Below are 20,489 nucleotides of genomic sequence, written 5' to 3'. Positions count from 1 at the left end.
CCGTTTGGCCTGTTCAACCCGCTTGGACTTCGTCGAGGCCGAGGCTGCCCTCCGGGGCTCTTCCTCCTCCAACCGCCCCTTTCTCCACCCGGCCCCGTCGATTCGGGCTGCCATCGCTTTCAGAAACGCCCGAAGCCCTTGGTCTTTCCAGCTGCGGCGGGATTTCACCCGATGCGCAAACCGGCTCATCACGCTCTCGGCGTGGCCCATCGCACGCATGCCGGTCGTCTCCACCCCTTGCTCCGACAGCCACTCCCGGTAGTCCCGGATGCATCCCGGCATCGACTCGATCCGGCGAATCAAGGCGGCCAGCTGTTGTTCTTTGCCTTCGTCCTCCAACGTGCCGACCGCGCTGTTCAGCTCCACGAGAAGCCCTCTTCGTCTTGTTTCGCCAGCTTCTTCCGCACGTCCCGCCAACACGGATGGTCCGAGAGGCATTGGCGCAGCTCCCGCGCCACATGAAATCGATCCAGCTGAAAGCACGCCCGTTTTCCGAAATACTCCCGGCAGGCCGTGATCCACGACGCCGCGTCGCCGTTGATGATCAACAGGTCCCGGCACGGATCATAGGCATATTCCTTCATCAGCCACTCTTCGAACCGTTCCCACACGTCTCCCTCCCCTTCATGGAGGTAGTGGCGCCGGTTCACCAGCTCAAGCTGCGACCCGTTTCGTTTCCATCCCTCGTGAACCGCCAAGATTTTCTCCTCTTTCGCCCGTTTCCCTTTCCCCTGGCGGGAAATGAACAGCCCATCCGCCTCCACAAACAGCACCCGGCCGTGCCGTTGGGAAACAGGGTGATGCAGCGAGACAGGGGCCTCCAGCACCAGTTGGCGAATTGCCTCGTGGCTTAGGACCGCATACCCCACGATCGACTCCAACGTACGGGCCGCTTTGCGGTAGGAAGAGCACTCTACGGCCAACTCGACCGCCGTTTCCTCGAGGCAAGGGCTGATCGACTGCGCTCCATCAAAGCCCAGTTCGGCATCCAGCAAGAAGGTATACGCCCCCGCCTGCCGATCATAGTAATCGTTCCGTCGAAACATCACTTCTCCAAACAGCGTTTGGATCGTGGTCGGCCGTTTGTCTTTCAGCTGATACCGGCGCTTGCCCCGCGCTTCCGCCAGTTGTTGATCAACCTCCTCCAAAAGGGCCGCCAACAAGACAGCGAACACCTTTTGAAGAGTTCTTAGATTCCATTATTCCACAGTATCCAAGAAAGCGAAAGAAGTTCCCTATGACATCATGAAACGCTTGTTGGCGTTGATCATTTCCAAGTGCAACCGCCAAACCCGCCGTTCGCTTCGGTTTCCCAAACCGCTTCGGGTGGTGGATTCGACGACCGTCACRGTCGGGAAAAACCGCCTSCCATGGGCKCCGTATCACGGCGAACGCGCCGGAGTGAAGCTGCACGTCGCGTATTCGCCGGAATCCTCGCTGCCGGCAGACGTGGTGGAAACGACCGGACTGCGTCAYGATGGCCCRGTGGGAGAACAGTTGACGAACGCTCAACAAGTGCTSGTGGAAGACCGGGCGTATTTCAAAATCGAACGCCTCGATCGATTTGTGGAGCAGCATCAGCTCTTTGTCATTCGAATGAAGGACAACATCGAACTTCATCAGAAAAAAAGCTTGAAACGCCTTTCCAGCACATCCTCATCGGTTCAAGCCGACTTCACGTGCCAGTTGGGGACGAAACAATGCCGCTCCACCAAGCGTCACCGGGTAGTGATCTTTCGAGATGCGAATGGCCGCGACATTCGGGTCGTGACGAACCTCTTCCATGCGTCTGCGGAAACCATTGCCGACATGTACCAACAACGTTGGACTGTTGAGGTCTTTTTCCGTTGGGTGAAGCAATATCTGAATGTCCCGACCTTGTTTGGCACGACGGAAAATGCGGTATACAACCAACTGTTTGCGGCGTTCATCGCGTATGTGTTGCTGCGATGGCTGTATGATCAAACCAAAAAACAGACGAACGTCTCTCTTTCCTTCATTTCGTTCGTTCGCCGTTTTTTCTCTGGGCAGCTTCCTCTCGATTGGAAATCCGGGATGGCCGCTGCTTTGTTTGAGTATGCCCAAATTTATGGAAGGCGTATGTATAATTTTGGATAATCAACACTCGTGAGCAGATTGAAATCATTCCTAAGCATCATGCCAGGTTCTTTGAGATTCAGTACAAATATGAAATGCCTGAAGATCAAAGAGAATTAAATGACCAAAAAGCACTGGCAATTGATTTAGGATTAAACAATTTTGCCACTTGTGTCACATCAGATGGCAGATCATTCATCATTGATGGGCGGAGATTAAAAAGTATAAATCAATGGTTTAACAAAGAAAATGCCAGACTTCAAAGCATAAAAGATAAGCAAAAAATCAAAGGCACCACTCGTAAACAGGATGTCAATGGCGCATTAAACATCTTAAAGAAAAGTAAAGCTGTAGACCTGAGTGTCTTATGCTCTAGCGGCGAAGTGGACACGCCTCAAAGAATAAGGATTGCTTGAAGCAGTCAAACTTCTTTGGAAGCCCCCACTTCAAATTTTCGCTAGAAAATTAAGTGGGGGTAGTTCACACCTTTCGTTCTCTTGATGCAAGAGAAAGGTGGATGAGGAAAGATACCGATTCATCCCCCACTTGCGCTCACGCATGGAAGTGAGGATTTTCTCGGCTCCAGATGTAAAAAAGACCGCCATTCGGCGGTCTTTTTTGGCATCTTACCGATAGGGGCCATACGAGATTGGAAAGCCAGGCGCATACGGGGTTCCTCCGCCATAATATGGAGGCAGCGGCGCAGCGGGATAGCCATAGCCATACGGCATCACCGGGGCATACAGCTGCGGCGCCATCGGTGGATAGTACAGCGGCGCATACGGATGTGCGCCAGGAACGAAACCTGGTGTCGCACCAGCAGCCATTCCAGACAGCGTGCCAGGAACGGCCACGGGAGCCGTGCTGCCAGCCGGGGGAACGTTTTCTGCATACGGGGCCGTCATGCCATACGGAATAGCGGCGTCATCAGGCGTCATCGGCGGCGTGTTTTCTTTCCCACCCATCGGCCAAACGGAAGCATGGGCCATATTCGGCCCGGCTCCTAAACCGAGCGGCGGCGCCGGCAGCATCATATCGGAGCTGTCCGGACTGTCAAATTCGTCCGGACTGTCAAGGTGGGCCGGACTGACCAAAGGAGCCATCGGCACAGCCGGCGGACACCAGTAGCCATAAGGAGTCACCGGCGAATAATACGCTGTCGGCATTGCCGCTGGTGCGGTCGGCAGCGGCGCCACGGGCGGTGCATTATTGTCCATTCGCTCGGCCTTATCGCCTTGGTTTGAGGCGTTCAGAAACGGATCATTCATATGAGGGTCCCAATGATTCATTGTCCTCTCCCTTTCTCGCTCATAGTTGTCGGGGCGCGTACCCATCCATATTGTATGTCGGCACAAGCAAAGGGTGTTTGCCCGGCCAAAATATAGGTATTTATCCTAAACGCCGGTTGCGCTATGATAAATAACAGCAGCAACCTCACATGGACGTTGGGAGGGAATCAGATGGATGAAACGTTGGCGGCCAAACAAATCCATGATTTGCGCAACGGAATCATCTCCGAACTGCTGGTGAAAAAAGAGGACTTCCCTGTTTTTCGCGCCGTGCTCGTCAAACAGCCCGATTTTAAACGATTTCGCGGCATCGCCCAGCGCGGCGGCCACATTATTTATCACTATACAGATGTTCCGCGCAGCTGAACGTTCCCGTCTTTGCGGCTTCACATCCGGCTTTCCGCCCCGAAAGCCGGATGTTTTGGCTTGCGGAGAAATTTCCATTCCTCCTATGAAACTAGTCATTTCAATGCTTCGCGCACTTTTTCCATTATTTCGATAATGAATCATCTTCCCATCCTTGTTACTCTAGTAGCGAGTTTACGAGAGGAGGGATCAGGATGAAAAAAGGAAAAGCATGGGTGATGGCGGTGTTGTGCGGAATATTTTTCTTTGCCGGCCATGCCGATGCGGCAACCATCCACACTGTCAAGCGCGGCGACACGCTTTGGAAAATCGCGAAGCAATACGGCGTGCCGCTCAAACAGCTGATGCAAAAAAATAGAAAAGACGATCGGCTGTATCCTGGCGAAAAACTGATCATCCCGAACGCAGGCATTACAGCGGCGGAAAAAGACTTGCTCGCTCGCCTCGTCCATGCTGAGGCGAAAGGGGAGCCGTACGCCGGGAAAGTAGCCGTGGCAACGGTCGTGCTCAACCGCGTCGACCATCCGGATTTTCCGGATACGATCCGCGCTGTTATTTATGAGCGCTCTGGCGGCCATTATGCATTCACGCCGGTCGCAAACGGAACGATCAATGAACCCGCTGACCGTGAATCATATCGCGCCGTTGAAGAAGCACTTGCTTTTCGCGGTTTAGGAAACGGCTCGCTCTATTTCTACAATCCGAAAACGGCGAAAAGCAAATGGCTGCGCTCCCGTCCGGTGACGGTCGTCATCGGCAACCATGTGTTTGCCAAGTAGACGAAAACAAGGGGACGGCTTCGCCCCTTGTTTTTTTTAAATATCAGATTTTAGGAAAGAAACCTCTTTACTTGTGCATAAAAATAAGGCAAACTAGTAAAAAAGCGCCTGCTCCTTTTTATAAAGAGCGGGCACAACGGCCAGGGCGCACCAGCCGGCCGCCTTTTCGGCCGATCACGCCCGTTTTAGCCGCCGACGACTATATTCGGTTTAAAAAGGGGAATGATAGAATGGTGAAAAAAGCAAAAGTCGGGGACATTATTGAATTTAAAAATGGATTGCGCGGCATCGTGGAAAAAGTGAACGAAAACTCGGTCATCGTCGATTTGACATATATGAAAAACTACCGCGAGCTTGATTTGCAAGAGCGGACGGTGGTCAACCATAAAAATTATAAGATTATTGAATAGAAAAAAGAGGCCGTCAAGAGCCTCTTTTTTGTTTACGAAATGCGGGCGAGTTCATCACATTCATAGATGTGGACGCCGTTCGCTGCGGACGCCGCCCGGTAAAACATCGCCAAAGCAAGCTGATGGGCGTCAACCGGCTTATATTTTTTCCATTTGCCGACGAACAAAAACGGCAGCCGGCATAACAGCCACCCGGCGAGCATCTCGCCAAGGCGGAACTCCCGACGCTTGCCGACGAGCAACGATGGACGGAAAATATGAAGCGATGGGATGGAAAGCCGCTGCAACGCCTCTTCCACCTCTCCTTTGACGCGCTGGTAAAAAAACGGCGAACACGGGTTGGCGCCAACCGAAGAGACGGTCAAAAAGCTTTTCACGCGGCACTTTTCCGCCAACGCCGCCGCGCGCAGCGTATATTCATAGTCAACTTGAATGAACTGCTGCTTCGTTTTCGCCTTTTTCCGCGTCGTTCCGAGGCAGCAAAACACATCATCGACATAAAAATGCCGCTCATACGATTCAAGCCGCGCAAAATCGACGACGACTTGCTGCAGTTTTTCATGTTTAATCGGCAGCGGGGTGCGGACAAAAATGGTCACTTGCCGGTACAAATCCGACTCAAGCAGCAACTTGAGCAGTTCCCCGCCGACCAAGCCGCTCGCCCCAAGCAAAAGAGCTGTTCTTCGCTCCAACGCCAAAACCTCCAAGGCAAACATTCATTGTCCATTATATAGGAGTTGGAGCGAAAAAACTACCTCTTTTTTCATCTCTAGCGGTTGTCGACTTTTTCTGGATACAAGTCGTGGTTGAGCAGCCGATATTCCGCCATTTTTTCGTATTTCGTCCCCGGGCGCCCCCAGTTGCAGTACGGATCGATGGAAATGCCGCCGCGCGGGGTGAATTTGCCCCACACTTCGATATAGCGCGGTTCCATGACTTTAATCAAATCGTTCATAATGATGTTGACGCAGTCTTCGTGAAAGTCGCCATGATTGCGGAAGCTGAACAAATACAGCTTCAACGATTTGCTTTCGACGCATTTTTTGTCCGGGATGTAGCTGATGTAAATCGTCGCGAAGTCCGGCTGGCCGGTTTTGGGACATAGCGAGGTGAACTCCGGACAATTGAACTTCACGAAATAATCCCGGTCAGGATGTTTGTTGTCAAACACTTCAAGCAGATTGGGGTTGTACGTAAACGAATACGTTGTCCCTTGATGGCCAAGCAGCGTCAAGTCTTTCAATTCTTCCTCTTTTCTTCCTGCCATTCCTTCATTCCTCCCTCATTATTCATTGCCGGGCGAATCGCCGCACCCCGCTTTACACGCCGCGCTTGTTTCCCCAAAGAAGCGTGTGCAGCTGCGGCAGGATGTGGACGTCGGCCAGCTCCTCCGAATCGGCGGCTCGTTCCACCAGCCATTCCAACCGATGGAGAAGCTTCGCGCGGAGTGCATCCACATCTGAATCGGCCACATCGGCGTTTCCTGTCTGCAAATAAAACGGAACACCTGGGTAGCGGCAGTGCACCTCTTTCGCATACGCCAAATCGGTGTCATCAAAGACGACGACTTTCAAGCTGATGCGCCGCACCCGGCTTTGGTCAGCCTGCAGCCGTTCCATGATTTGATCGAGCGCCGACCAGTCGGTGTCCATCCCCGAACTTGGCGGTTTTGGGGAAATGGTGACATCGTCTACATCGAGCAGCCAGTCTTGCCAGCGGCTCCCTTGCGTTTCAACCGCAACGCGCACCCCTTTTTCGTGAAGAAGGGCGACAAGCTCTCCAAGAGCGGCAATGAGAAGCGGGTTGCCGCCTGAAATCGTCACGTGGCGGAAGCGGCGGCCGCCCATGGCTTCAAGCCGCCGCCAAATGTCGTCTGCCGTCAACTGCTCGATCTCGTCTTTCGCTGATCCGTCCCACGTAAACGCCGAATCGCACCAGCGGCAGCGATAATCACAGCCGGCTGTGCGGACGAACATCGTCTTTTGGCCGATCACCATTCCCTCTCCTTGGATGGTCGGACCAAAAATCTCCAACACCGGAATCGTGCGCGTCATTACCGGTCCCCCGCTTTCGGCCGGTAGACGACATAACTTGTCGACGTTTCGCGGACAAACACTTGCAAACATTTCGGCTTGTGCGGCAGCGTATCCAAATAGCGCTGAATCGTTTCATAAATCGTGCGCGCCACCACTTCCGACGTCGGAAACCGATTCGGGTCATGACCGTCAAACCAATCGCTATGGTCGTTGAGCAGCGTATGGTCCAGCTTGCGATGAACGAGCTGTTTTAACGTTTGAAAGTTGACTAAAAAACCGCTCTCATCAAGCTCATCGCCGGCGACCGTCACATTGACGATGTACGTGTGGCCGTGCACGTTTGCGCAGCTTCCGGCCGCTTCGTGCGGGATGAAATGGGCGGCGGCGATGTGCATATCTTTGTTCAACTCATAACGGTAATCGTGCCAAACTTGAGGATAGAGCTGATGCATCATTGTGCTTCCACCCCCGCTTTTTCCCGCAAATAGTCATCCAATCCGCGCTTGCGCAGCACGCATGCTGGACATTCGCCGCAGCCGTCGGCGATGATGCCGTTATAGCACGTCAGCGTCTTCGTGCGAATGAACTCGAGCGCCCCGAGCTCATCCGCGAGCTTCCACGTCTCCGCTTTCGTCAGCCACATGAGCGGCGTATGAATGACAAATTCGTAATCCATCGCTAAATTCAGCGTGACGTTCAATGATTTGATAAACACATCGCGGCAGTCCGGATAGCCGCTGAAATCTGTTTCGCACACTCCGGTGACGAGATGGCGCGCGCCCCGTTGTTTGGCAAACACCGCGGCGAATGATAAAAACAACAAATTGCGCCCGTCCACAAACGTCGTCGGCAGCTCGCCTTCCTTTTGTTCGATGGCGATATCATCACGCGTCAAGGCGTTCGGCGCCAATTGCCCAAGCAGCGACATATCGAGCACCGTATGGCGAACGCCAAGCTCAGCGGCAATTGCCTGAGCGACTTCAATTTCGCGGCGATGACGCTGCCCATAGTCAAACGTCACCGCTTCCACTTCCCCAAACTGCTCTTTCGCCCAAACCAAACACGTCGTGCTGTCTTGGCCGCCGCTGAAGACGACAACCGCCTTTTCTTCCTTCATCTTCATCACAATCAACCTCCTTCTGAATCAGCAGAAGAAGAGGTTTCCAAAACAAAAAGGCCATACCCCTAGGATACAGCCGTCCCTAGTTTTTTATAGAGGGTTTTGCTAGAAACCTCTCCCGTACAAGCGTACGGAATTGCGATTCTTCTGTTTTTCTTCTTTACTATACCATACTTATGGCTTTTGTTGTAGCGCCTTTTTCACTTTTTCCGCCACCCATACGTACACATACAGGAGCGGAACATACACCACGACAAGATAAAATCCCGCCTTCGCTGTCCATTCCGTCAACTGCTCAATATGTGTCTTCTCCTGAAAAAACATTCCCCCGACAAACAAGCAAGCGAGCAGCACCGGAAGCGAACGGCGCTGCTGAACAGCAAACAGCTGTTTGATCACGCGCGTCACCGCCCAAATAGAGACCGCGATGATCGGGAACACAACAAGCACATAAATCGAGATGACAATATACTCCATCCGCTCGATAAACGGCACTTCCGGAATTTTGGCCATCGTCAGCGTCGGCCATGTAATATGCTGAATTTGCTCTTTGTTATAAAACACGATGGAAATAAGGATCAAAACAAAATAAATGAACATCGTAAATGCGTTGGCCGCATGCGCCCACTTTTGCGAGGACGGAGCCTGTTTTAAAAACGGGTAATACATCAGCAGCATTTCAAACCCTAAATATTGCAGCACCATCTCTTTCGATGCTTTTGCCAATTGCCCAAACGAATGGTCGAACACCGGCAATAAATTCCGGTATTGAGCATACTCAAGCGGAAAGAAAAACATCGGAAAAATCGTCAACAGCGGAATCACCACCCCCCAAACGCATAAGCCGACAACGACGCGAAACCCGCCGGAGACGACATAATACGTCATCAGCAAAAACATAAGGCTGAACTGCCACGCCCCCATCAACGGGAACACCCATACTTTAATGACTTCAATGTATGATTGAAGCACCATAAACGCCGCCAACGCGTAGTAAAAAAGAAGTCCAAGGCTCAGCACCCCGCCGATCCACCGCCCGAAGTACTGTTCATGAAGCGACACGAGGTCTCCGCCTGATGGCAAATGCGACAGCAGCCGATACATGAGCCAAATCAACACGTGCGCCGACAGCCCGGCCATTAAGACTGCCATCCAGGCATCCTGCCCCGCCTCTTTCATCAGTGGACGCTGAAAATTGAGTGCCCCGACCCCAACTTGCGTAGCATGAATGACAAAAAACACAAGAAACGGGGAGATGAGAAACCGTTCCTGAATGGCCTGCTTCATCCTAATCCCTCCTCATGTTCCCCGTCTTATTCGCCAATGCCGGTATGGACGATATCCACCGTGACGTGCGGGCGGATGTCTAGTTCCGGGTATTCACGGTAAAACGCGTCGGAATCCCAATGTCTTGTCACACTGCGAACAAAATCGCCGATGCCGAGCGGGTCAATCCGTTTTTTCTGAAAATAACGGAATAACCGACGCATATTATGCTCCAATTCATTTTGCATTTTTTTCTTCACATCAGCAAACAAATCTTGACCCGGCTGATCGAGCCATGACGGGTAATCTCTCACCGACGCATGGATATGGACGAACACATCAAGCACATGGCGGCCTCCATCACGCTTCCATTCATATTTCGGCTTCGCCCATAAGTTTTGCAGCATCACCCGATCCTCGCCCTGTTTCCCGCGATTCCCAACCTTCAGCTGGTAGACGCCGTTTTTCGTTTCTCCAAGCAAAATTTTCATTAAAAACGAATCACGCAAACTCACATGCCCCACGTATCGGTCGTCGCGAAACAACGCGACCCCTTCAAGCTTGGCGAAATCTCCTTTTTTCTCAAAATACGGCAAAAACGGATCGCTGCCTGGGGAAAAATAGCGATACAAAAACAAGTGCAAATTCGTTTTCGGCAAGTTCATCGACTGCTCATTCTGCTCCACCAGATTCGGCAAATACAACGTATCGCTCAGCGTCGTGTTCGCCGCGATTTTCAGCAGCTCCTTCGCGCTTTCTTCCGCCACGCCAAGCAGCAAATGACTGCCGACTTTGTTGTTGCGCGCGAGGCTGTGCGTAATTTGCGTCACCCCCCGCCTGGCAAACTCCTTGCCGAACAAAATCAAGCGCAGCTGCCCTTCCTCAACCGGCAGCGCGGATTTCGATGACAGGCGCGGAATCAAGTCGTAGACCGTCGGCGACGTCGTCGTCAGCATATTCGGCTTTGTCATCGGCCCTTGCTTGAACGTCGGGTACACCGCGGTGCCCGTGTAGCGGCCGTTCTCGAAATCATACCCCATCTGTTGGATAATTTGAATTTCATCAATCGGCCGCGAACTGGCGCAGCCGCCAAGCAACAGCAGCGCACCGAGCCATAGAAGCCCACGCCTCATCACGATCCCCCTTACTCATCAATATCGCGTTTTTGCTTCGCCGCATTCGGATCGTAACGAAACCGCGACCGCGGACGAAGAAACATCGGCCGCTCCGCCGTTTCACTGTATGGCGAACGAACGAATGTATCGCGGAAGCTGCGCACACGAAATGGATAAAACGGCAGCAAATACGGATAGCCAAACGACTGCAGCCGCCCTAAATGAATGAGCAGCCCGCAGACGGCAAAGATAATGCCGATCCCGCCCCAACATGCAGCAAACAAAATAAACGGAAACCGAATGAACCGGATCGTGTTGGACATTTTGAAAATCGGCGTTGTAAACGAAGCGAGCGCCGCCAACGCGACGACAATCAACAAAAACGTACTCGTCAGCCCGGCATCAACGGTTGCTTGCCCGATGACAATCCCGCCGACAATCCCGAGCGTTTGTGCGACTTTCGTCGGCAGCCGCGCCCCGGCCTCGCGCAACAGCTCGATCGTAATTTCCAAAAACAGCACCTCGAGCATCGGCGGAAACGGCACGTTCGCGCGGGAATAAATGATCGGACCGAGCAAGTCTTCGGGAATCATTTCATAATGATACGTCAGCACCGCCACATAAATCGGCGACGCTAACACCGAGAACGCAACGCCGAAAAACCGAATGAGCCGCAAAAACGTGCCGAGCACCCATGGCAAATAATAGTCTTCCGGCGACGTAAAAAAATCGAAAAGAGCGGCGGGGCCAATCACGGCATACGGGGAGCCGTCGCAAAAAATGGCCACCTGACCCGACACAAGCGCATAGATGGTCCGGTCGATCCGCTCGGTCGAGATAAAAAGAGGAAACGGCGTCCGTGAATTGTCCGCGAGCAGCTGATCCAAAATGGCGTTGTCAAACACGACGTCAAAATGAATGGACTCAAGCCGCTGCGTCACCGTTTGAACGACTTCCGGATTGGCGACGCCATCGATGTAGGCGATGACCACTTTCGTTTTCGACACCGAACCAATCGACATTTCCCGAAAGACAAGATTCGGCGTCACCACTTGCCGGCGGATGAGATGCAAGTTGACGCCGACATTTTCCACAAATCCGACTTTGGGCCCAACGACGCTGAATTCGTTTTCCGAATCATTGTTTTCCCGAAGCCCTAAATTTTCGGCGGCGGCGCCCATGAGCGCCGCTTTGTTCGGTTGCTCGCGGAAGGTGACCGCGACAAACCCTTTCAGCACCTTCTCTTCAATCAGCGCCGTGTCTTCGCTCACTTCAATGCGCAGAATCGGCACGATTTGCTGCAAGTCTTCCAAGCGGACCGTCGGATGGTTTGGAATGTCGTTTTGCAAATGGCAAAGAATCCGCTCTTGCAGCACTTGCGGATCGACGAGTGAATCAAAATAATAAATCGACAGCTCCTTGCCTCCCACAACAAACGACACTTCGACAAAATCGCTCGATTGCCGCAGCGTTTCCCAAAGCTGCGAAATGGGCCGCTGAGGGGGGCGTTTTTTCTTTTTTTTCCAAAATGAGAATAAACCCACGAACATCCCCTCGCCTTTCCGTTTACGGCATAGTCTTCCAATCGATCGATATTTTTATGCATCCCCCTTTCATCTTATTGATTAGACAAAATATTCTATATATTATTGAAAATAGATAAATAAAAAAAGAGAATCGTCTATGAGCGAACTGACGAAACAGCGTCGGTCGAAACGAGCGTTGAAAAAAATGACAGAAACGGCCGACTTTTCCGATATGGTGCAAGAGACGGAGGCGGGGCTCGAGCGGCAAACACTCGCTCTTCATGAACTGGCGGGAGAAGCTGACGCCCTGGCCGACGCAGCCCGCAATTTGGAAGCGATGATCGCCCGTTTTCGCTCGTAATCATGCTTTCAACATCCGCATGCGGGAGGACCATCTCGAAAAAAGCCCCCGTTTTGCGAAATGCAATGAAAGCGAGGGAATGCCTATTGGGTGGGCGGTGTACGGAAAAACAATAAGCCCTTTCACCCCCGCACCAGAACAGAAGAGGCAGGGAAAGCGAAAGGGCCTGTTTGCTAACGCGGCAGCTTGCGGCGCCAAAGGAGCCACAATAACATCAGGCTCATGTAGCCAAACAGCGGATAAAGAAACGACAACAACTCCCCATAGCGAAACGGGCTGACCGCGACAAACACCAACACGAGCAGCACGCCGATCCCTTTTCCACTGATCGGCACCCAAATGCGCGCTTGACGGGCAAGCCCAAACAAGCCGCCGATGACCGAGGTAAAAATTTCTCCGTAAATGACGACGACATACAACCAATATAGCATGGCAAAAAACGCACGAACTACTTCGGCCATCGGAATATCGTAACCATCCTTTTGCGGAAACGACAGCAACACAATATGGTTGAGAAGCAACAACCCTGTTAGGATCCCCCCACCCAACATCGCTCCGCGCCTCACCGCCCGCTCACTGGCCGCTTCGCGGGCAACGGGCACCAACACCGCTTGCGCCATCGCCAAGTTAAACGCCGCATACGAAAACGGGGACAACATTGCCTTCAGTGAATAATCCGATGCCGCTATATCCGGTCGGCATAAGTCTCCAGCCATCATCATTTTGATCCATACGGCAACGCTCAAGATCATCATCATCGGCACGACGAACACGTTGACGCCAAACAGCCCTTTGCGGTCAAACAACATGACAAGAAGCGCCAAACCGAGCGTCAGTGTGACGCCCGCCTGTCTCGGCCAGCCGATCTGCTCTTCAAACACGGCACCCGCCCCGGCGATCATCACCGCCGTCACCCCCGCGATCATCGCCGTCATCACAAGCGTCACAAACGGACTCAACATTCTTCCGAACAAATAGCGATTCAATTCATCATAGGACGCGGCTCCAATGCGGCGCGCCATCACCATGAGCCGCGCGCCCCCCCATATAAACAAACAACCGCTGATGATGATGCCAACCGTTCCAGCCGTCCCATAACGAGTGAAAAATTCCATAATCTCTCTTCCGGTCGCAAATCCTGCCCCAATCACCGTTCCAACGTAAACAGCAGCGATTTGCCACGCCTCCGACCAATCGTGTCTCTTGCCCAAATCCTCCATCTCCCTCCTTGTCCGTTGCTTTTCCATATATATGTATATGTCCGGCATGGACAAGAAAGACGACAGAACGAAAAAAGAAGGCATCCGAGACAAGATGCCTTCTCACACACCGCAAACTCTCTTCATTAATATGGCATGCGATGTGAAATCGCGTTTCCATCAATGAACTGTCACGTGTTCGACTTGATGTTCGTGCAGCCCGCCGCTTCCTTCGACGTGCACTTTCACCGAATACGTTCCTTTGTTGGCAAACATGGCCATGGCTTCGTACTCGCCGTTTCCTTTTTCCTTTGCATCGACAAATTCATGCTTATTGTCCGCCTGCCAAATCTCAAAACGAACGGTCGCACCTGTCAACGGCCTCCCATCTTTGGAGAGGCGGACGGTCAACGCCGCCGGTTTTCCGGCTTCGAACGAACGGGACGACAGCGAAATGGCGACGGTGCCATGATGGTGTTCTTCAGCACTGCCTTGGGAATTTTCGCTCGCACCGTCGGCCGTCGCCGCCTGTTCCGGGTTGCCGGCGACAATATCTTTTTTCGGCATGTTATGCATATCGCGCGCCGTCACATGGGCGACGACCGAATATGTTCCCGCTTGGGTAAACGTTTTTTCCACCGAGTAGCGGCCATCGCCGTCATGCTTCGCTTCAAGCATTTCCCGCTCGCTGCTTCCGTGTTTCCATACTTCAAACTTGACTTCGCTCGCATCGTCCACTTTTTCACCGCCGTACGTCACGACGCAGGCGAGCTTGGTCGGCTTGTTCAAATCGATATGATCCGGCGCATCGATTTTCACGTCAAGCACGGCCGGCGTCTCAGCTTGCTTGTTGTGATTTGTACAAGCAGCCATGATCATCATCCCCAAAAGTACAACAGCAAACGCGAAACCAACCTGTCTTCTCATCTTCACCTTTCTCCTTTTTCCTTCAAATTCATGATCATCATGAGCACCAAAGACGGAGTCTTTTCCGCCTCTTTTTCTGTTTTTCACTCTATCATAGTTTTGCCGCAACTACATTAGTATTCACCATTTTTTCAAAAACATTTCGTCGTTATCACAATTTTTTTGTACAAAACACTTGAAAGTCAAAAAAGGTCAAAGTATAATAAAGTCGTAAGGTCAAAGAAAGTCAAAGTCAAATCCCGAATAAGAGAAAAGGGGGTATGCCTCATGCGCTGCCAAGCATGCCAACAACGTGAAGCAACAGTGTTTGTCAACTTGCAATGGAACGGGGAAAAACAACAACTTCACCTGTGCCATGAATGCTATGAAAAGCAAAAACAACAACTGTCCATTCCAATGAACTTCGGCTTTTCGCCGTTTTCCTTTGATGACTTCTTTACTAGCCCGTTCACAGCCGCCAACGCCGGAATGAGCGCGCCGAAAACGATGGCGAAACGCCCGCAAAGCCATGGCGGTGGATTTTTGGATCAATTCGGCCGCAACTTGACGCAAATGGCCAAAGCGGGCTTGATCGATCCGGTCATCGGCCGCGACAAAGAAATCGCCCGCGTGATCGAAATTTTAAACCGCCGCAACAAAAACAACCCGGTGTTGATCGGGGAGCCGGGTGTCGGGAAAACAGCCATCGTTGAAGGGCTTGCGCTGAAAATCGCCGAAGGGCAAGTGCCGGAAAAACTATTGAACAAAGACGTGTACTTGCTTGATGTGGCGTCGCTTGTCGCCAACACCGGCATCCGCGGTCAATTTGAAGAGCGGATGAAACGGCTCATCGCCGAATTGCAAGAGCGGAAAAACATCATCTTGTTCATTGACGAAATCCACCTGCTCGTCGGCGCTGGCGCCGCTGAAGGCTCGATGGACGCCGGCAATATTTTAAAACCGGCGCTCGCCCGCGGGGAACTGCAAGTCGTTGGGGCGACGACGCTCAAAGAATACCGGCAAATTGAAAAAGACGCGGCTCTTGAGCGCCGCTTCCAACCGGTCATCGTCCACGAGCCGACCGTTGAGGAAGCGATCGTCATCTTAAAAGGCATCCAGCCGAAATACGAACAATTCCACCATGTCCGCTATACGGATGAAGCGATCGAAGCGTGCGTGAAACTGTCGCACCGCTACATTCAAGACCGCTTCCTCCCGGACAAGGCGATCGACTTGCTTGACGAGGCCGGCTCGAAAGCGAACTTGCGCCTCGGTCCGACCGATGAAAAACAACTGCAAGAGCGGTTGATGCAAATCGCGAAAGAAAAAGAACAAGCGGCGAAAGAAGAAAACTACGAATTGGCGGCGAAACTGCGCGATGAAGAGCTGAAGCTCGAAAAACAACTCGAGCAAGGCGTCAACCAAGAACGCCCTGTCGTCGATGCCGCCGACATCGAACAAATCATCGCCGAGAAAACCGGCATCCCGGTCGGCAAGCTGCAAGCCGATGAAAAAGAAAAAATGAAACATCTTGAAGAACACTTGGCGAAAAAAGTGATCGGCCAAGCGGAAGCGGTGAAAAAAGTCGCCAAAGCCATTCGCCGCAGCCGCGCCGGCTTGAAAGCGAAAAACCGCCCGATCGGTTCGTTCTTGTTCGTCGGCCCGACCGGCGTCGGGAAAACGGAGCTCGCCAAAACGCTCGCTGAAGAGCTGTTTGGCACAAAAGACGCCATGATTCGCCTCGATATGAGCGAATACATGGAGAAACATTCCGTCTCGAAGCTGATCGGTTCGCCGCCGGGCTATGTCGGCTTTGAAGAAGCCGGCCAGCTGACGGAAAAAGTGCGCCGCAATCCGTACAGCATCATCTTGCTTGACGAGATTGAAAAGGCGCACCCGGATGTACAGCACATCTTCTTGCAAATTTTAGAAGATGGCCGCCTAACCGACAGCCAAGGCCGCACCGTCAGCTTCAAAGACACGGTCATCATCGCGACAAGCAACGCCGGTGCGACCGACAAAAAAATCACCGTCGGCTTTGAAAAAGAGGGCAACGGGCAAACAAGCGTCCTTGACTCTTTGAGCGCCTACTTCAAGCCGGAATTTTTGAACCGCTTCGACGCCATCATCGAGTTCAAGCCGCTCGAAAAAGCACACTTGCTTGAGATCGTCGACTTAATGCTCGCTGACGTCAAAGCAGCGATGCGCGAACAAGGCATCGAACTCGAAGTGACCGAAGCGGCGAAAGAAAAACTGGCCGAACTCGGCTACCATCCGGCCTTTGGCGCCCGCCCGCTCCGCCGCGTCATCCAAGAGCATGTCGAAGACAACATCGCCGACTGCCTGCTTGACGCGGATCAATCGGTGCGTGCGATCCGTATCGATGTCAAGGACAATGCCATTGTGGCGGAAATCGCCTAATTGTGGCGTAACGACCAACGCGCACACCTATATCATCCATCACCCGAATGACTCGAACATCGCCCCATCCCGTTTTCGGGGTGAGGAAGTGTTTTAGGGAAGAGCAGCAAAAAGAGCCGCCCCGAAGTTTGTATGTAAGGAGGAAATGAATCAATCAGCCCCTGCTTCTTTCGCTCAGAGGGATTGGCGCATCATCGCCATCCCTTTTTCTTTTTCCATCTTTTCGCCAAGAACAATAAGATTTTGCTATAATGAAGAAAAACGCAAGGGGGCATCGCGATTGCCAAACGAAATGGAGACGATCATCATTCAGACGCTCCGCCCGGCTCTTCACCCGTTCGTCATCTACCTGTTCGGTTCAGCCGCCCGTGGGGCGATGCGCCCGGACAGTGATGTCGATATCGCCTTTGTCAGCGACGGCGAACCGCATGATCCGTATGAGCTGTTTCGGCTCGCGGGGCATTTGGCTGACAAGTTAGGGCGAGATGTCGATCTTGTCGATTTGCGCCAAGCCAGCACGGTGTTTCAAGCGCAAGTCGTCTCGAGCGGAAAGGTGATCGATTGTTGCGACGAACGGAAACGAATGGAGTTTGAAATGAAAACGTTGAAAATGTATGCAAAGCTGAATGAAGAGAGGGCGCCAGTATTAAAACGAATTGCAGAAAGTGGGTCGGTGTATGAAACATGATGTGATTTTGAATAAGGTCAGCATCATTGAACGATGTCTGAAACGAATTGACGAAGAATATGACCACGACCCCCAAAATTTACAAAATTATACAAAACAAGACTCGATCATTCTCAATTTACAGCGGGCGTGCGAGGCATGCATCGATTTGGCCATGCATATTGTGGCCGAGCAGAAATTCGGATTGCCGCAGCATAGCCGCGATGCATTCGCTCTCCTCGAAGAACATGGGGTCATCTCCCCTTCCATAAGCAAAAAGATGAAGGCGATGGTCGGATTCCGCAACGTCGCCGTTCACGACTATCAACAACTGAACCTTGGCATCTTGCAAGCCATCGTCGAACACCATCTTGATGATTTCAAACAATTTACGAAAGCCATCCTCGATTATGCCAAGAAAAACAGCTAGGCCGGCTCCCACGCGGAAGCCGGCCGGTTAGCGCCGCAGACCGTTCATCAACACGTGAATCGTCCGCTCCATTTCCGCCTCATCGTCCCAATTGTGGTCAGGCAAAAGGAGAAAGCGGCCGGCCAAAAAGCCGGCGAGCGATGTGATCGTCAAGCGGATGACCGAATCAACCGGCAGCTCGGCCAACTCCCCTTTCTCTTGAAAATGGCGGACAATGCGGGCGAATTTTGGATACACGTGCTCTGTAAACACGCGTTGAAAGCACTGTTTAATCTCGGAATGAAAGGCGAGCTCCTGCCAAAGCACACGAATCGCTGGCAAATACTTTTTCACAAAGGCGTAGCGATTGGAAAACACCGCGCGCAAAAACTGTTCGTACGTCTCATATTCGTTGTCAAACACTTCACGGACAAACTCTTTCGCCAAAAACGGGGCGACGGACTGAAACAATGTCGGCGTGACGATCGCCAACAATAAGTCTTTTTTCGTCTTATAGTGGCGGAAGATCGTGCCTTCCGCCACCCCGGCCTTTTTGGCGATTTCACTCGTGGAAGTCGCCGCATAGCCTTTTTCGGCAAACATTTCCACTGCGGCTTCCAAAATTTTCAGTTGCTTTTCACTGAACTGCCCTTCCTTGCCGCCGATTTGCAGCAATTCCTGAATCCATGAATGCTCGCTCATGACTCTACTCCTTACAGCTTGCGGTATTTTTTCAATGCTACTACATTTAATAGCATAAACAGCATCGTAAAGCCAAGTAGCACGTACACATCAACGGCGATGGCGCTAAAACCTTCTCCGCGCACCATAATATCGCGCAGCGCGTACGCCCCGTAGGTGAGCGGCATGATGACGCTTAAGGAACGAAGCCATTGTTCCATCGTGTCGAGATTGAACAAACCCGAGAAAAACACTTGCGGCACGACGACAAGCGGGATAAACTGCACCATTTGCAGCTCGTTGTTGGCGAACGCCGACAGCAGCATCCCAAGCGCAAGCGCTGTCATCGCCAGCAAAAACGTAATGAGCAGCACATACCAAAACGAACCTTCCATCATCATGTCAAGCACATCAATGGCAAACCGTGAAATTAAGCTCGCTTGAATCGTGGTAAACAATCCGAACCCGATCATGTAGCCAACGCCCATTTCCCAGCGCCTGAGCGGCGTCGCCATCAGCCGCTCGAGCGTCCCGTTCGTCCGCTCGCGCAAAAATGACACTCCAGCAATCAAAAAGACAAAAAAGAAGACGAAAAAGCCGATCAGCACGGGGCCGAAATAATCAAATGACGCCATGTCGCTTGATCCGTGCCAATACGTTGTTTTCAGCTGAAACGGGGGCTTGGGCGCCATGGACTGAAACGCCTTTTGCACCGCGACCATCACCGCCTGATTGGCCGTCGGGTCGCTTCCTTCCAGCGTAAGGTGCGGAGCGCTTCCGCTCATGTCAAGCCACGCGTCAATGTCTTGATCGTCCAGCTGCTTTCGCGCTTGTTTTGCTGACAGCTCTTTCACGTTCGCTCCTGCTTCTTTCAACTTGTCAACAACCACCTCAGGCACGTGTTCGCTGACGGCAATGGCTGGTTTGTATTCTTCGCCATTAAACACCAAATCCATTAACAACAAGACGAACATCGGCGCGACAATCATGAGCGCCAGCGTGCGCTTGTCGCGGAAAAACTGGCGGATGATGCGGACGACAATGGCCAACACTCTCATCGACGGACACCTCCAAACGTCAAAAACGCTTGCTCAATCGTTTCCGCGCCTGCTTCCTGTTTCAATTCATCCGGGCGGCCGACGGCGATCAGACGGCCTTCGCGAATCATGCCAAGCCGCCCGCACTTTTCCGCTTCATCCATCACATGGGTCGTGACGACAATGGTTGTGCCGCGCTGGCGAATCCGCTCAAGCTCCGCCCAAATCGATTGGCGCAGCAACGGATCGATGCCGACCGTCGGCTCATCCAAAATAAGCACGTCCGGTTCATGAAGCAAGGCGATCGCCAGCGACAACCGACGCTTCATCCCTCCTGAATATTGGTGCACCAGCTTTTTTCGATCATTCGTTAAGTTGACAAGCGCCAACATGTCATCGATCCGCTCCTTTTGTTTTTTCCCTCGCAACCCGTAGATGGAAGCAAAAAATTGCATGTTCTCCAGCGCAGTCAATTCTCCGTACAGGGCATCCGACTGGGCCATAAAGCCGATCCGCTTCATGGCGCCAAGATTGGGCATATTCACGCCGAGCACGCGAATCGTCCCTTCGCTCGCCGCATCAATGCCGGCGATCATGCGCACCAACGTCGTCTTGCCCGCCCCCGACGGGCCGAGCAGGCCGAATATTTCCCCCGTCTGGACTTCCAACGACACATCGTCGATGACTACTTTTTTTCCAAACCGCTTGGAGACACGCTCGACTTGAATACATGGATTGGCGGTCATTGCTTTTCTCCCTTTTGCATAGTAGTGAGTAATCACTCATATATAGTATAAAAAAGAT

General features: G+C 52.4%; 21 protein-coding genes and 3 pseudogenes. 9 read left to right on the top strand and 15 right to left on the bottom strand.

The genetic code is table 11. The features are described 5' to 3' along the window. A pseudogene (locus AP057_RS03555) lies at nt 1-1,193 on the bottom strand (ISLre2 family transposase); the annotation flags it as partial. Here AP057_RS03555 and AP057_RS03550 point away from each other — a divergent pair. Together AP057_RS03550 and AP057_RS15990 are read left to right on the top strand one after the other, a co-directional pair. Further along, a pseudogene (locus AP057_RS03550) lies at nt 1,192-2,118 on the top strand (IS4-like element IS5377 family transposase); the annotation flags it as partial. The pseudogenes AP057_RS03555 and AP057_RS03550 sit on opposite strands and share 2 nt — an antisense overlap. An 11-nt stretch (nt 2,119-2,129) precedes the next feature. Next, nucleotides 2,130-2,513, top strand: a pseudogene (locus AP057_RS15990) (transposase); the annotation flags it as partial. Nucleotides 2,514-2,723: 210 nt separating this feature from the next. Here AP057_RS15990 and AP057_RS03545 read toward each other — a convergent pair. Then, nucleotides 2,724-3,386: a hypothetical protein gene (locus AP057_RS03545; RefSeq protein WP_055358084.1), complete on the bottom strand. Its 663-nt coding sequence runs from the start codon at nt 3,384-3,386 to the stop codon at nt 2,724-2,726. 171 nt (nt 3,387-3,557) lie between these two features. Between AP057_RS03545 and AP057_RS03540 the strand changes: the two genes are divergently transcribed. The 3 genes from AP057_RS03540 to AP057_RS03530 all read left to right on the top strand — a co-directional run bounded on the left by AP057_RS03540 (nt 3,558) and on the right by AP057_RS03530 (nt 4,941). Then, the gene (locus AP057_RS03540; RefSeq protein WP_033015881.1) at nt 3,558-3,752 is read left to right on the top strand and encodes a hypothetical protein; all 195 of its coding nucleotides are present in this window, start codon (nt 3,558-3,560) and stop codon (nt 3,750-3,752) included. Between the two features lie 194 nt (nt 3,753-3,946). Then, nucleotides 3,947-4,531, top strand: a complete 585-nt coding sequence (locus AP057_RS03535; RefSeq protein WP_055358083.1) for a cell wall hydrolase — start codon at nt 3,947-3,949, stop codon at nt 4,529-4,531. A gap of 230 nt (nt 4,532-4,761) precedes the next feature. Continuing rightward, complete coding sequence (locus AP057_RS03530; RefSeq protein WP_033005507.1) at nt 4,762-4,941, top strand: DUF2187 family protein; 180 nt, start codon at nt 4,762-4,764, stop codon at nt 4,939-4,941. Nucleotides 4,942-4,973: 32 nt separating this feature from the next. On the opposite strand, the gene AP057_RS03525 is transcribed toward AP057_RS03530, so the two are convergent. The 8 genes from AP057_RS03525 to AP057_RS03490 form a co-directional block, all read right to left on the bottom strand. Beyond that, nucleotides 4,974-5,657 (bottom strand): NAD(P)H-binding protein, encoded by a 684-nt coding sequence (locus AP057_RS03525; RefSeq protein ID WP_055358082.1) that lies wholly within the window; start codon nt 5,655-5,657, stop codon nt 4,974-4,976. Nucleotides 5,658-5,710: 53 nt separating this feature from the next. Further along, a complete protein-coding gene (gene queF, locus AP057_RS03520) occupies nt 5,711-6,208 on the bottom strand; it encodes a preQ(1) synthase (RefSeq protein WP_025948364.1) in 498 nt (165 codons plus the stop codon). A gap of 52 nt (nt 6,209-6,260) precedes the next feature. Then, on the bottom strand, nt 6,261-6,995 hold the full coding sequence (gene queE / locus AP057_RS03515; protein ID WP_055358081.1) for a 7-carboxy-7-deazaguanine synthase QueE: 735 nt from the start codon (nt 6,993-6,995) through the stop codon (nt 6,261-6,263). Continuing rightward, nucleotides 6,995-7,432: a 6-carboxytetrahydropterin synthase QueD gene (queD, locus tag AP057_RS03510; RefSeq protein ID WP_033015875.1), complete on the bottom strand. Its 438-nt coding sequence runs from the start codon at nt 7,430-7,432 to the stop codon at nt 6,995-6,997. Before queD ends, queE begins: the two co-directional genes overlap by 1 nt. Further along, nucleotides 7,429-8,100 carry a 7-cyano-7-deazaguanine synthase QueC gene (queC, locus tag AP057_RS03505; RefSeq protein ID WP_033015873.1) on the bottom strand — a complete coding sequence of 224 codons (672 nt, stop codon included), beginning with the start codon at nt 8,098-8,100 and terminating at the stop codon, nt 7,429-7,431. The genes queD and queC overlap by 4 nt, the downstream gene beginning before the upstream one ends. 171 nt (nt 8,101-8,271) lie before the next feature. After that, nucleotides 8,272-9,384 (bottom strand): GerAB/ArcD/ProY family transporter, encoded by a 1,113-nt coding sequence (locus AP057_RS03500; protein WP_055358080.1) that lies wholly within the window; start codon nt 9,382-9,384, stop codon nt 8,272-8,274. A 26-nt stretch (nt 9,385-9,410) separates the two neighbouring features. Then, nucleotides 9,411-10,496, bottom strand: coding sequence for a Ger(x)C family spore germination protein (locus AP057_RS03495; RefSeq protein ID WP_055358079.1), 1,086 nt, complete (start codon nt 10,494-10,496; stop codon nt 9,411-9,413). Nucleotides 10,497-10,507: 11 nt separating this feature from the next. After that, nucleotides 10,508-12,022 carry a spore germination protein gene (locus AP057_RS03490; protein ID WP_055358078.1) on the bottom strand — a complete coding sequence of 505 codons (1,515 nt, stop codon included), beginning with the start codon at nt 12,020-12,022 and terminating at the stop codon, nt 10,508-10,510. Between the two features lie 139 nt (nt 12,023-12,161). On the opposite strand from AP057_RS03490, the gene AP057_RS17410 reads away from it, so the two are divergent. Next, nucleotides 12,162-12,365, top strand: a complete 204-nt coding sequence (locus tag AP057_RS17410) for a hypothetical protein (protein WP_033015868.1) — start codon at nt 12,162-12,164, stop codon at nt 12,363-12,365. A gap of 173 nt (nt 12,366-12,538) precedes the next feature. Here AP057_RS17410 and AP057_RS03480 read toward each other — a convergent pair whose 3' ends face one another. Together AP057_RS03480 and AP057_RS03475 are read right to left on the bottom strand one after the other, a co-directional pair. After that, a complete protein-coding gene (locus tag AP057_RS03480) occupies nt 12,539-13,585 on the bottom strand; it encodes a membrane protein (protein ID WP_049625071.1) in 1,047 nt (348 codons plus the stop codon). A 159-nt stretch (nt 13,586-13,744) separates the two neighbouring features. Next, nucleotides 13,745-14,491, bottom strand: coding sequence for a FixH family protein (locus AP057_RS03475; protein WP_055358077.1), 747 nt, complete (start codon nt 14,489-14,491; stop codon nt 13,745-13,747). Between the two features lie 267 nt (nt 14,492-14,758). Between AP057_RS03475 and AP057_RS03470 the strand changes: the two genes are divergently transcribed. The 3 genes from AP057_RS03470 to AP057_RS03460 all read left to right on the top strand — a co-directional run bounded on the left by AP057_RS03470 (nt 14,759) and on the right by AP057_RS03460 (nt 17,988). Continuing rightward, nucleotides 14,759-16,891: an ATP-dependent Clp protease ATP-binding subunit gene (locus AP057_RS03470; RefSeq protein ID WP_055358076.1), complete on the top strand. Its 2,133-nt coding sequence runs from the start codon at nt 14,759-14,761 to the stop codon at nt 16,889-16,891. A gap of 280 nt (nt 16,892-17,171) precedes the next feature. Further along, entirely contained in the window at nt 17,172-17,579 is a 408-nt protein-coding gene (locus AP057_RS03465; RefSeq protein ID WP_050368421.1) for a nucleotidyltransferase domain-containing protein, read from the top strand. Continuing rightward, complete coding sequence (locus AP057_RS03460) at nt 17,569-17,988, top strand: DUF86 domain-containing protein (RefSeq protein WP_055358075.1); 420 nt, start codon at nt 17,569-17,571, stop codon at nt 17,986-17,988. Before AP057_RS03465 ends, AP057_RS03460 begins: the two co-directional genes overlap by 11 nt. A 27-nt stretch (nt 17,989-18,015) precedes the next feature. Here AP057_RS03460 and AP057_RS03455 read toward each other — a convergent pair whose 3' ends face one another. The 3 genes from AP057_RS03455 to AP057_RS03445 are packed head-to-tail and all read right to left on the bottom strand — an operon-like array spanning nt 18,016 to nt 20,431. Then, on the bottom strand, nt 18,016-18,669 hold the full coding sequence (locus tag AP057_RS03455; protein WP_055358074.1) for a TetR/AcrR family transcriptional regulator: 654 nt from the start codon (nt 18,667-18,669) through the stop codon (nt 18,016-18,018). A gap of 11 nt (nt 18,670-18,680) precedes the next feature. Beyond that, nucleotides 18,681-19,706 carry an ABC transporter permease gene (locus AP057_RS03450; RefSeq protein WP_055358073.1) on the bottom strand — a complete coding sequence of 342 codons (1,026 nt, stop codon included), beginning with the start codon at nt 19,704-19,706 and terminating at the stop codon, nt 18,681-18,683. After that, complete coding sequence (locus AP057_RS03445; protein ID WP_049625072.1) at nt 19,703-20,431, bottom strand: ABC transporter ATP-binding protein; 729 nt, start codon at nt 20,429-20,431, stop codon at nt 19,703-19,705. Before AP057_RS03445 ends, AP057_RS03450 begins: the two co-directional genes overlap by 4 nt. Between the last annotated feature and the right edge of the window lie 58 nt (nt 20,432-20,489).

The organism is Geobacillus sp. Sah69 (assembly GCF_001414205.1).
Lineage (GTDB): Bacteria > Bacillota > Bacilli > Bacillales > Anoxybacillaceae > Geobacillus > Geobacillus stearothermophilus.
Note: the sequence above shows the minus strand (reverse complement) of the source record. Positions and strands in the feature narration are given on the sequence as shown.

Excerpts from the sequence above, each read along its gene's own strand:
- AP057_RS03450 (WP_055358073.1), bottom strand. The coding sequence starts at position 19,706 with ATGAGAGTGTTGGCCATTGTCGTCCGCATCATCCGCCAGTTTTTCCGC.
- AP057_RS03500 (WP_055358080.1), bottom strand. The coding sequence starts at position 9,384 with ATGAAGCAGGCCATTCAGGAACGGTTTCTCATCTCCCCGTTTCTTGTG.
- AP057_RS03525 (WP_055358082.1), bottom strand. The coding sequence starts at position 5,657 with ATGTTTGCCTTGGAGGTTTTGGCGTTGGAGCGAAGAACAGCTCTTTTG.
- AP057_RS03530 (WP_033005507.1), top strand. The coding sequence starts at position 4,762 with ATGGTGAAAAAAGCAAAAGTCGGGGACATTATTGAATTTAAAAATGGA.
- AP057_RS03495 (WP_055358079.1), bottom strand. The coding sequence starts at position 10,496 with ATGAGGCGTGGGCTTCTATGGCTCGGTGCGCTGCTGTTGCTTGGCGGC.
- AP057_RS03445 (WP_049625072.1), bottom strand. The coding sequence starts at position 20,431 with ATGACCGCCAATCCATGTATTCAAGTCGAGCGTGTCTCCAAGCGGTTT.
- AP057_RS03475 (WP_055358077.1), bottom strand. The coding sequence starts at position 14,491 with ATGAGAAGACAGGTTGGTTTCGCGTTTGCTGTTGTACTTTTGGGGATG.
- AP057_RS03540 (WP_033015881.1), top strand. The coding sequence starts at position 3,558 with ATGGATGAAACGTTGGCGGCCAAACAAATCCATGATTTGCGCAACGGA.
- AP057_RS03535 (WP_055358083.1), top strand. The coding sequence starts at position 3,947 with ATGAAAAAAGGAAAAGCATGGGTGATGGCGGTGTTGTGCGGAATATTT.
- AP057_RS03545 (WP_055358084.1), bottom strand. The coding sequence starts at position 3,386 with ATGAATCATTGGGACCCTCATATGAATGATCCGTTTCTGAACGCCTCA.
- queE (WP_055358081.1), bottom strand. The coding sequence starts at position 6,995 with ATGACGCGCACGATTCCGGTGTTGGAGATTTTTGGTCCGACCATCCAA.
- AP057_RS03455 (WP_055358074.1), bottom strand. The coding sequence starts at position 18,669 with ATGAGCGAGCATTCATGGATTCAGGAATTGCTGCAAATCGGCGGCAAG.
- queD (WP_033015875.1), bottom strand. The coding sequence starts at position 7,432 with ATGATGCATCAGCTCTATCCTCAAGTTTGGCACGATTACCGTTATGAG.
- queF (WP_025948364.1), bottom strand. The coding sequence starts at position 6,208 with ATGGCAGGAAGAAAAGAGGAAGAATTGAAAGACTTGACGCTGCTTGGC.
- AP057_RS17410 (WP_033015868.1), top strand. The coding sequence starts at position 12,162 with ATGAGCGAACTGACGAAACAGCGTCGGTCGAAACGAGCGTTGAAAAAA.
- AP057_RS03460 (WP_055358075.1), top strand. The coding sequence starts at position 17,569 with ATGAAACATGATGTGATTTTGAATAAGGTCAGCATCATTGAACGATGT.
- AP057_RS03470 (WP_055358076.1), top strand. The coding sequence starts at position 14,759 with ATGCGCTGCCAAGCATGCCAACAACGTGAAGCAACAGTGTTTGTCAAC.
- queC (WP_033015873.1), bottom strand. The coding sequence starts at position 8,100 with ATGAAGATGAAGGAAGAAAAGGCGGTTGTCGTCTTCAGCGGCGGCCAA.
- AP057_RS03480 (WP_049625071.1), bottom strand. The coding sequence starts at position 13,585 with ATGGAGGATTTGGGCAAGAGACACGATTGGTCGGAGGCGTGGCAAATC.